Annotated in this window: 9 protein-coding genes; 3 read left to right on the top strand and 6 right to left on the bottom strand. The window is 63.2% G+C overall.

Annotated elements, in window-relative coordinates:
- Nucleotides 1-28: 28 nt before the first annotated feature.
- From dxr to ACMNI9_RS00115, 6 genes are all read right to left on the bottom strand, one after another.
- Complete coding sequence (gene dxr, locus ACMNI9_RS00140) at nucleotides 29-1,318, bottom strand: 1-deoxy-D-xylulose-5-phosphate reductoisomerase (RefSeq protein ID WP_418830154.1); 1,290 nt, start codon at nucleotides 1,316-1,318, stop codon at nucleotides 29-31.
- Between the two features lie 73 nt (nucleotides 1,319-1,391).
- On the bottom strand, nucleotides 1,392-2,321 hold the full coding sequence (locus ACMNI9_RS00135) for a phosphatidate cytidylyltransferase (protein WP_114567094.1): 930 nt from the start codon (nucleotides 2,319-2,321) through the stop codon (nucleotides 1,392-1,394).
- Nucleotides 2,322-3,101: an isoprenyl transferase gene (locus ACMNI9_RS00130; RefSeq protein ID WP_114567095.1), complete on the bottom strand. Its 780-nt coding sequence runs from the start codon at nucleotides 3,099-3,101 to the stop codon at nucleotides 2,322-2,324.
- A 79-nt stretch (nucleotides 3,102-3,180) separates the two neighbouring features.
- A complete protein-coding gene (gene frr / locus ACMNI9_RS00125) occupies nucleotides 3,181-3,738 on the bottom strand; it encodes a ribosome recycling factor (protein ID WP_418830151.1) in 558 nt (185 codons plus the stop codon).
- Nucleotides 3,739-3,817: 79 nt separating this feature from the next.
- Entirely contained in the window at nucleotides 3,818-4,534 is a 717-nt protein-coding gene (pyrH, locus tag ACMNI9_RS00120) for a UMP kinase (RefSeq protein WP_114567097.1), read from the bottom strand.
- Between the two features lie 252 nt (nucleotides 4,535-4,786).
- The gene (locus ACMNI9_RS00115; RefSeq protein WP_216529094.1) at nucleotides 4,787-6,226 is read right to left on the bottom strand and encodes a S1C family serine protease; all 1,440 of its coding nucleotides are present in this window, start codon (nucleotides 6,224-6,226) and stop codon (nucleotides 4,787-4,789) included.
- A 345-nt stretch (nucleotides 6,227-6,571) separates the two neighbouring features.
- On the opposite strand from ACMNI9_RS00115, the gene ACMNI9_RS00110 reads away from it, so the two are divergent.
- Genes ACMNI9_RS00110 through ACMNI9_RS00100 form a run of 3 tightly spaced genes read left to right on the top strand, consistent with a single transcriptional unit; the run spans nucleotide 6,572 to nucleotide 9,742 of the window.
- Nucleotides 6,572-7,123, top strand: a complete 552-nt coding sequence (locus ACMNI9_RS00110; RefSeq protein WP_418830147.1) for a D-alanyl-D-alanine carboxypeptidase — start codon at nucleotides 6,572-6,574, stop codon at nucleotides 7,121-7,123.
- 2 nt (nucleotides 7,124-7,125) lie between these two features.
- Nucleotides 7,126-8,313, top strand: coding sequence for an iron-containing alcohol dehydrogenase (locus ACMNI9_RS00105; RefSeq protein ID WP_418830144.1), 1,188 nt, complete (start codon nucleotides 7,126-7,128; stop codon nucleotides 8,311-8,313).
- Nucleotides 8,314-8,332: 19 nt separating this feature from the next.
- Entirely contained in the window at nucleotides 8,333-9,742 is a 1,410-nt protein-coding gene (locus ACMNI9_RS00100; RefSeq protein WP_418830142.1) for an aldehyde dehydrogenase, read from the top strand.
- Nucleotides 9,743-9,841 lie beyond the last annotated feature (99 nt).

The following is a 9,841-nucleotide window of genomic DNA, read 5'->3' as shown; positions in this document are numbered from 1 at the left end:
CGCTATACGAACAGGCTGCGTTGGCGGACTAGCGAGCTTCGATCCATCGACGCGCTTCCTGGCGAGCCCAAGCATCCACGGCCTCCAGCTGATCAAGGCTCTCGACCCGTTGAACGCCGTTGCGCTCATGCACGTCCATGGCGGCTTCGACGCATTCCGCAATGCCCAAATAGGTTCCCTCTTCGGCCAAAAACGCAGCGACTGCAACTTCGTTCGCGGCGTTCATGACGCACGGCAGCGTACCGCCCGTACGCCCCGCATGATACGCCAGGTCAAGGCAACAGAACGTATCGGTGTCGGGCGCGGCGAACTCCAGCGTGCCCAGCGTGCGGAAGTCGAGCGGCGCAACCGGAGCGTCCCAGCGCTCAGGATACGACAGCGCGAACTGGATGGGAATGCGCATGTCGGTGGTGCCGAGGTGCGCCTTCACGCTGCCGTCGGAAAACTCCACCATGGAATGGATGGCGCTTTGAGGCTGCACCACCACTTCGATCTTGTCATAGGGCATCGCGAACAAATGATGGGCCTCTATGACCTCGAGCCCCTTGTTCATAAGCGTGGACGAGTCGATTGATATTTTCGCGCCCATGTTCCAGGTGGGGTGAGCCAGGGCTTGAGCAGGCGTGATGCAAGCCAGATCGGCACGCGTGCGTCCGCGGAACGGGCCGCCCGAAGCGGTCACCCACAGCTTCGACACCTCGCGCGCGTCCTCGCCGAGCAGGCACTGGTAGATTGCCCCATGCTCGGAATCGATGGGCATGAGCGCCCCCGCAGGACCCTGCGCAGGTGCCGTTCCCGCAGCTCGACGTTGGGCGCCAACCTGCGCAGCCAGGGGCATGATGAGGTCGCCGCCCACTACAAGGGACTCCTTGTTCGCCAGAGCAAGAACCTTGCCTGCCGCCAACGCTTCGTAGCTTGCGCGCAAACCGGCTGCTCCCACCAGGGCGTTCACCACGATATCCGCCTCGGGAAGGCTCGCCAAGCGCGCAACGGCCTGGGCACCGAACCCCAGCGTTCCTTCGCCGCCGGCTTCGCGGCGCGCAACGGCCTGGGCAAGCGTAGACGATGCGCTCGGTGCGGGCTGCGCGCTCTCGCGCACCAGGGCCGCCAGGTCGTCGGCAACCGCCTCGCCTTTCAAACGCTCGTCGCCTACCGCCACGTGACGCACCCCGAACTCCCGAGCCTGAGCCAAAAGCTCGTCCGCTCGCGAATGCACCGCCAACGCAACAACCTCAAGCTGGTCCGCATGCCTGCGCACCACGTCGAGCGTTTGCGTGCCGATAGAACCCGTAGAGCCCAGAACAACGATGCGTTTCACGTACGCCTCCTATCAGAGCGTTCAGTCACCAAGTCGTTCGCGGTGCCAGCAAAGGCGGCCGCGTCGCCCGCCCCTAGAAAAGAGGAACGGGAAACGGAATGCAGCCTCCCCCGACCAAAAGGATGGCCGAAGTCACGGCCACCAAGAACAGCGAGTCGCATCGATCGAGCAAGCCGCCGTGGCCCGGCATGATGCTCCCGGAGTCCTTGAAGCCCGAATTGCGCTTGATGCGGCTTTCAGCCAAATCGCCAAGCACGCCCATCAATCCGCTGATCAGGCCAAACACGATAGCTTGAGGAATGGACATGACCACGCCCGGAATAAACGTCATCAAACACCAGAACACAGCCGATCCCACCAAGCCGGCAATGAAGCCCTCCCAGCTTTTCTTGGGGCTGGTCCGCGGAGCCAGCTTGTGCTTGCCGAACTTGCTGCCCACCAAATAAGCGAACGAGTCGTTGGCCCACACGCTCAAGAACACGCCCAGAGCCAGCACGCCGCCCCACGGCTGGGGAAGCGCCGTGCGGATGACCACCAGACCGGACAGCAGCATGCCGCAGTACGCCGCGCCGAAAAAGCTCACGCCCACGTCGGGGACGCGCGCCCGCATCCAGAACACGTACCACACGATCAACGCCAGAAGCAGCGCCATGCTGACGTACAGCGCCCCGTTCAATCCCAAGAAAAACACGCTGAGCGGGTACAGCATGGCCGCGATGATGCCAAGCATCTCGTTGGGAAGCTTCGCATCGGAACGCAGCATATAGTAGAACTCGCCCGCCGTGATGCCGGCCGTGGCGACCAAGAACGCAACCGTGGTCCACTCGCTTGCCAAAATGCACACCACGGACAGTGCCACGTATACGAAGCCCGTGCGAAACCGCACCTGGAGGTCCGTGGCGTTCTTCAGCTTCTTGGGCGTCTTTCCGTACGCGAAGTCCTTGATGCGCTCGGTGCGCTTGCGATCATCGTTGGCCGACTGATCGCCGGGCCGCTCGTCCACTTACTTCACCGCCCCGAACCGTCGATCGCGCCCCTGGTACTCAAGCAGCGAACGCAGCAACTCGTACCGGTTGAAGTCGGGCCACAGAACGTCGGTGCACACGAATTCCGAATACGCGATCTGCCACAGCAGGAAGTTCGATACGCGCATTTCGCCGCTCGTGCGAATAAGCAGGTCGGGATCGGGAATGTCGGCGGTATACAGATGGCGAGCGAACGACTCCTCGGTAAGCTCCTCGGGCGCGCGACCGTCGCGCATCGCGTCATGAGCCTCGTCCATGTACGAGCGGACGGCGTCGAGCAGCTCCTGACGACCGCCGTAGTTCACCGCCACGACCAGGGTCATGCCGTCGTTGTCCTTCGTTTTCTCCCATGCTTTCGCGAACGCGTCACGCGTCTTCTTCGGAAGCGCATCGGTCTGCCCGATGGTCATGACCCGAACGTGCTCTTCGTGCAAGCCGTCCACTTCAGCCAGCATAGTGGTTGCGAACAGGTTCATCAGGCCGATGACCTCTTCCTGCGGACGGCGCCAGTTCTCGGACGAGAACGAATAGATGGTTAGGTAGCGAACGCCCACGTCGGACGCGCAGCGGATGGTCTCGCGCACCGCCTCGATGCCGGCTTTGTGGCCGAACAGGCGATTCTTGCCGCGCTCTTTCGCCCATCGACCGTTGCCGTCCATGATGACGGCCACGTGCTGGGGAACCGCCGCAGGGTCAAGCTGCGTCGGATCCAGGTCCGCCGGCGGATGGGGAAATATGTAATCCAAGGGCTTATTCACGCTACCACCTCACAAAAGACGAGAAAGCCGACGATCGCGCGATCGTCGGCTTCGGAGATTTATCCCAGCTTGCGCCGAGTTAAATCTCCATCACCTCGGCTTCTTTCTTCTTGAAAGCCTCGTCCACCTCGGCGACGTACTTGTCGGTGAGCTTCTGGACTTCAGCCTGGGCACGACGCTCGTCGTCTTCGGGAAGGTTGTCCTCTTTGACCAAGCGCTCGATGGCGGCATTGGCGTCCTGACGGGCCTTGCGCACGCCGACGCGCGCCTCCTCGGCGTAGCCCTTGCACTGCTTCACCAGATCGCGGCGACGTTCCTCGGTAAGCGTGGGGAACGGCAGGCGAATGACCGAGCCGTCGTTCGAGGGCGTCACGCCCAGATCGCTGGCCAGGATGGCCTGCTCGATGGCGCCCAGCACGCCTTTGTCCCACGGCTCGATGACCAGCATGTGCGCGTCGGGAGCCTTGACGCCCGCCATCTGGTTGACCGGCGTCGGCACGCCGTAGTAGTCCACCCTGATGCGATCGAGCACCATGGCGTTCGCGCGTCCCGTGCGCACAGCGGAGAAGTTGTTGCCCAGCGAATGGAGCACGCCTTGCATGCGCTCCTCAGCTTGCAGCATGATATCGTCGATCATTCCGATTCCTTTCAACCTGCTTCTTGCAATACGCTCGTCGCGCGAGCGCTACGTTCGTTCGTTCGTTCGTTCGTTGACCTTATTCTACCGTGGTTCCGACGTTTTCGCCCTTCAAAGCCCGCGAAATGTTTCCGCTTACCGTCAGGTCGAACACGATCATGGGCACGCTGTTGTCCATGCACAGCGAAGTCGCCGTGGAATCCATGACGTTGAGGCCCTGCGACAGCACGTCCATGTAGCTGATGCGATCGTAGCGCTTGGCATCCGGATTCTTCTTGGGATCGCTGTCGTACACGCCGTCGACCTTCGTAGCCTTCATGAGCACGTCCACGTCCAGTTCGCACGCGCGCAGGGCGGCCGTGGTGTCAGTGGTGAAGTACGGGTTGCCCGTGCCGGCGGCCAAAATGACCACGCGGCCCTTCTCCATGTGGCGGATGGCGCGACGGCGAATGTAGGGCTCGGAAACTTCCTGCATGTTGATGGCGCTTTGCACGCGCGAGAAAATGCCGTGGCGCTCGAACGCGTCCTGCAGGGCCAGCGAGTTCATGACCGTGGCCAGCATGCCGATGTAGTCGGCCTGCGCGCGGTCCATGCCCTCGGCCGATCCGGCCAGGCCGCGGAAGATGTTGCCGCCGCCCACCACCACGGCAAGCTGCACGCCGTCGCGCACGATGTCGGCAATCTGGTCGGCCAGGTCGTCGACCACCTTGGGATCGATACCGTAGCCAACATCCCCCGCCAGCGCTTCGCCGGACAGTTTGAGCAGCACGCGCTTGTACCGATACTCTTCAGACATAGACTCTATCCTCTCGGTGGTCGTTCATTGCTTTGAATTTAGCCTATCTATAGTACCTGAAAAAGAAACGGCCGCGTAGTCAACGCGGCCGTTTTCAGGCATTTCACGCAAAGGACAAACCAAAAAACACCGCCGAGAAGCCTTGCCCTCGCGCGTTTCGGCACTCGGTTTCGCAGAAGCGACCGCACGAGCCTCGACGGAAAAGCGGCCCCCGCTTCACATGCAGGGGCCGCTAGAAACCGCCGTCAGCTCTTAGGCCGCGCTTTGCTGCGACTCGCCGCTACTGCCGCCGAACAGGCGCTCAAGCATGGACTCCTTCGAAGTGGAGCTGTTCTGCTGCGTGGTGGCAGCCTGCGAGGACTCGTCGGATCCCAGCGTGACCTCGATCTGCTTCGTCTCGCCGTTGCGGTTCACGTCAAGCGAAACCTTGTCGCCGGGGTTCTTGGCGCGAACGGCCAGCATGAGATCGCTTGCCGAGGCAACGTCCTTGCCGTCGAACTTGGTGATGATGTCGCCCGCTTGCAAGCCAGCCTCCGCCGCGCCGGAGCCGGGATTCACGGCGGCAACGTACGCGCCGCTGTCAACCGACAGGCCGTAACGCTTGGCGTTCTGCGAGTTCACCGTGGACATGGACACACCAAGCTGCGCATGGGTCGGGGTCTTGCCATCGATGATCTGCTGGGCGATGTTGACCGCGTAGTTCACCGGGATGGCGAACCCGACGCCGGAGTAGTTGCCGGAGTTCGACGTGATCAGGGTGTTGATGCCGATCAGCTTGCCCTCGGCGTCAACAAGCGCGCCGCCGGAGTTGCCAGGGTTGATGGCCGCATCGGTTTGGATCATGTTCGGGTAGATGGTCACTTCGCCCGACCCACCCTGCTGGGCGCTGCTGTTCATGATCTGAGAGCGGCTGGTGGCCGACACGATGCCCGTGGCAACGGACTGCTCCAAACCGAAGGGGCTGCCGATGGTCATAACCCATTCGCCGATAGTCAGGTTGTCGGAGTCGCCAATTGCCATCGGCGTCAGGTCGGTTGCATCCTTAGCCTTGACAACGGCCAGGTCGGAGCTGGGATCGCTCCCAACAACTTGGGCATCGTACGTGTTGCCGCCTACGGTCACCTTGAGCGCGTCGGCGCCCTGGACCACGTGGTAGTTCGTCACGATGTAGCCGTCCTTGGTCAGCACGACGCCGCTGCCCAGCGACGACTGCGTCAGCGTGGACTCGGAAGACCCGCTCACGCCGTAGCCGTACAGCCCCATGCCGGACTGGCTGGTGTACACGTCGATGGCCGCTACGGAAGGCAGGGATTTGCTGGCCACGGCCTCGGCCAGGGTCACGCTTTCCCCTTCGGCGTTGATGACGCTGCCGCTCGACGATCCGATTTGGGCAGAAGAGCTCCCGTCACCGGAAGACGAGCCTGCGGTCGAGGCTTGCCAGATGCCGAACCCGCCCAACCCGATGACGCAGGCAAGGGCCGCTCCGGCAAATGCAACGCCGAACGTCCGGCCGGCGCTGGACTTGGCCTGAGGCGTCGACGGCACGGCGGTGTGCTGCGCCGCGGCATACCCATGACCCGGCTGCTGGTAGTAAGGTTGCTGTCCCGCAGGAGCAACGTGCTGGGCGCGCTCGTCGCCCGGCTTCGGCGGCAAGGGGCTGCCGCTCGGGGTGGTTCCATTGGTTTCGCTCATATGCTTCACGCTCCTTTATTTCGTATCGCGATCGCTCGTCTTACGTACTGCTTGTAACGCGGCCACCTTAGCACGCCAAGCTTCTGATCTGGGTCGCTTGCACTCAATCGTCATCTTCGCGTCATGGAATTACACCGATTGGTGTACGTACCGAAACCAAGCCGTACACTGGCGGGTGCAAAGGCGCCAACGAAGCGGGAGCCGACCGCGCCGCGCCCGCAGCGCAAGCGCCAACCGCCCGATCGCACGGTGCGGCGCGCCCCGAAAAGCACTCTCCCCTCCGCATTCGGCAACGGCGCGGTATGATACGAGCAACGCCGGCAAACCCCTATCGAAGGAGCGCGTATGGATCGACCCTCCCAACCGCATCGCACCCTGGCCCAGCGCGTGCAAGAGCTGTACATCCGCATCCTGTTGCGCCTGCTCCCCTTGCTGATTTCGCTGTTTCGCCGCGTATCGAAGCGCATCCAAGCAGAAATAGACTACCTGGAGCCCGGCTGCACCTTCATGTTGACCGTCGACGGAACCGAGCTGGCATGCGCGTGCCGGCGCACCGACAGCGGATCGTTCAAGCGCGTGTCGCCGAGCGCCCTTGCGCGGGACGTGGAACCGGGAAGCGGCCTGGCCAGCGCGAACGAGCAGGCCGTCACCGTGGATTACGTGATCGCGTTTCGGTCGTCGGCCTACGCGTTCGCCTGCTTCTCCGGCGGCATGACGCTGCAGGACGCGCTTGCGCAGCGCGCGTTCTCGACTCGCGGCCCCAACAGCACGGGCGTGGCCCTGACCTACCTGTTCACCGCGCTGCTGAAAATGTTCTTCGGCTGGCGCGCAGCCTACCGAATCTCAAAGCCCGCCGTCAAACCGCTCCCCCGCCCGGCGGAGCCTCGGAAAGGATAGCCATGCAAGGTTTCGAATTCAGCTGCCCCACCAAAATCGTCTGCGGCCAGCACGCGTTGGACAAGCTTCCCGGGGAACTCTCCGACCGCGGCGTCAAGCACCCGCTGGTCATGACCGACGCCGGGCTGGTGAAGCTGGGCGTTTCCGCGAAGCTCACCGACGTGCTGGACGCCGCCGGCGTAGCCTACGACGTGTTCGACCAGGTGCCGCCCGACTCGTCGATGGACGTGGTGAACCAGGTGGCGCAGCTGTACGCGCAACGCGGATGCGACGGGTTCGTGGCCATCGGCGGCGGATCGGTCATCGACACCACGAAGGGCGCCGCAGCCTCGCTTGCCTGCGAGGGCGTCGACTTCGCCACCTTGCAAGGCGCGGAGATCCTGCAAAACGACATGCCGCCTTTCATCGCCGTTCCCACCACGGCCGGCACCGGCAGCGAAGTGACGCTGGTGGCCGTGGTGGCCGACACGCGCAAGCACGCGAAGCTGTCGTTCACGTCCTACAAGCTGGTGCCGCACGTAGCCGTGCTGGATCCCGCGCTGACCGCGTCGCTGCCACCGAAGCTGACCGCGACCACGGGCATGGACGCGCTCACGCACGCCGTCGAAGCGTACACGTCCATCCAAAAGAACCCCGTGTCCGACGCGTTCACCGTGAAGGCGATCGAGCTGATCTCGCAGAACCTGCCAACAGCGTGCCGCGACGGCGGCAACGTGGAAGCGCGCACCAACCTTGCGCTCGGATCGCTCATGGCCGGCGCCGCGTTCAGCAACGCCATGGTGGGCATCGTGCATGCCATCGGGCATTCGCTGGGCGGACTGTGCCATATCCCTCATGGGCAGGCCATGATGATGCTGCTTCCCCACTGCGTTGCGTACAACCTGGACACGGGCACGCACGCCGGCCTGTACGGGGAGCTGCTGCCGTACCTGGCGCCGGCCCGCGCGGCGTCCTTAGGCGCGAACGCGTCGAGCGACGCTCGCGACGGGGCCTTCTGCGAGCACCTGTTCGCGCTTAACGACCTGTACCACGACTCCTACGGCGTACCGCTCAAGCTGTCTGAAATGGGCGTGGAACGCGACCAGCTGGAAGCGGTGGCGAAGCAGGCGCGCTACGACGGCGCCGCGCTTTACAACAAGACCGAGATCACCGTGGATGTTGCGATGCGCATCCTGGAAGCCGCCTACTAAGAGGAAAGCGAAGGACCCCATGACCAGCACACCCGCCTTCCAAAACGTTGCCGACGTCGAAGCTCAAGCGCGCAGGATGCACGACTTCTTCCAAACGGGAGCCACGCTGCAGGTGGAATACCGCCGCCAAGCGCTCGTCAAGCTGAAAAGCTACCTCAAGGAAAACGAGGAGCGCATTTTGGACGCGCTTCACGCCGACCTGGGAAAAGCCCCGTTCGAAGGCTACGCAACCGAGCTGGGCATCGTCTACGACGAGATCAACACCTGTCTGAAGCACCTGAGCTCATGGGCGCGGCCGCGCCGCGTGCGCACCCCTATCGTGCACTTCCACTCCACTTCGAAAGTGTATCCGAGCCCCTTGGGCGTGGTGCTGGTGCTGTCGCCGTGGAACTACCCCGTGCAACTGGCGCTTGTGCCGCTGGTGGACGCCATCGCGGCCGGCAACTGCGTGGCGCTCAAGCCTTCCCGCACGTCAAAGGCCACAAGCGAGCTTTTGATCGACCTGTTGGCCAACGTGTTCCCGCCCGAGTTCGTGTGCGGGTTCCCCGGTTCGGGAGCCATGAACGACTGGCTTCTGGAGGTGCGCTGGGACCAGATATTCTTCACCGGCAGCCCGAACGTGGGGCACACTATTATGGAAGCGGCGGCCAAGCACCTGACGCCCGTCGTGCTGGAGCTGGGCGGCAAGAGCCCCTGCATCGTGGACGAAACGGCCAACGTGAAGCGAGCGGCGCAGCGCATCGCTTGGGGCAAGGGGATCAACAGCGGGCAAACTTGCGTGGCGCCCGACTACTTCCTGGTGCACGAACACGTGGCGGACGACTTCGTGGCCCAGCTGGACGCATGCTTCCATCAATACTACGGCCAGGACATCCTCGCATGCGACGAATGGCCGCACATGATATCGCAGCGCCACTTCGAACGCGTCATGGGGCTGATCGAGAACCGCAATCCGGACGCATCCGTGGCGTTCGGCGGCAACGGCGATGCCGCCACGCTGCGCATAGAGCCCACGTGCCTGCGCGGGGTGACGCTCGACGATCCCGTCATGAACGAGGAAATCTTCGGACCCGTGCTGCCCATTCTTACGTACCGCTCGCTTGACCAGGCCTTCGACATCGTGCGCACGTTCGAGAAACCGCTGGCCTGCTACGTGTTCTCCGACGATAAGCAGGTGCAGCACCGCGTGCTTACCCGTCTGCAATTCGGCGGTGCCACGGTGAACGACGTGGTTGTTCACCTGGCGAACAACCACATGGGCTTCGGCGGCGTGGGCAACTCCGGCATGGGCGCGTATCACGGCAAAGTGGGCTTCGACTGCTTCACGCACTACAAGTCCACCCTCAAGAAGGGCACGTGGCTCGAGCTTCCCATCCGCAACCCACCCTTCGATGACAAGATAAAGCTGCTGAGAATGCTGATGAGGTAAGCCCTCCAAGGCTCCAAGAGGGTGCGTCGAGAAAGCGCGACGCACCCTGCACGACGCGCTGTTCGACAAAACAACGAGCCTTCCGGCGAATAACCTGGG

It is taken from the genome of Paraeggerthella sp., from assembly GCF_048427265.1.
GTDB lineage: Bacteria > Actinomycetota > Coriobacteriia > Coriobacteriales > Eggerthellaceae > Paraeggerthella > Paraeggerthella hominis.
The sequence above is the reverse complement of the archived record's forward strand: the minus strand, read 5'-3'. Positions and strand labels throughout refer to the sequence as shown.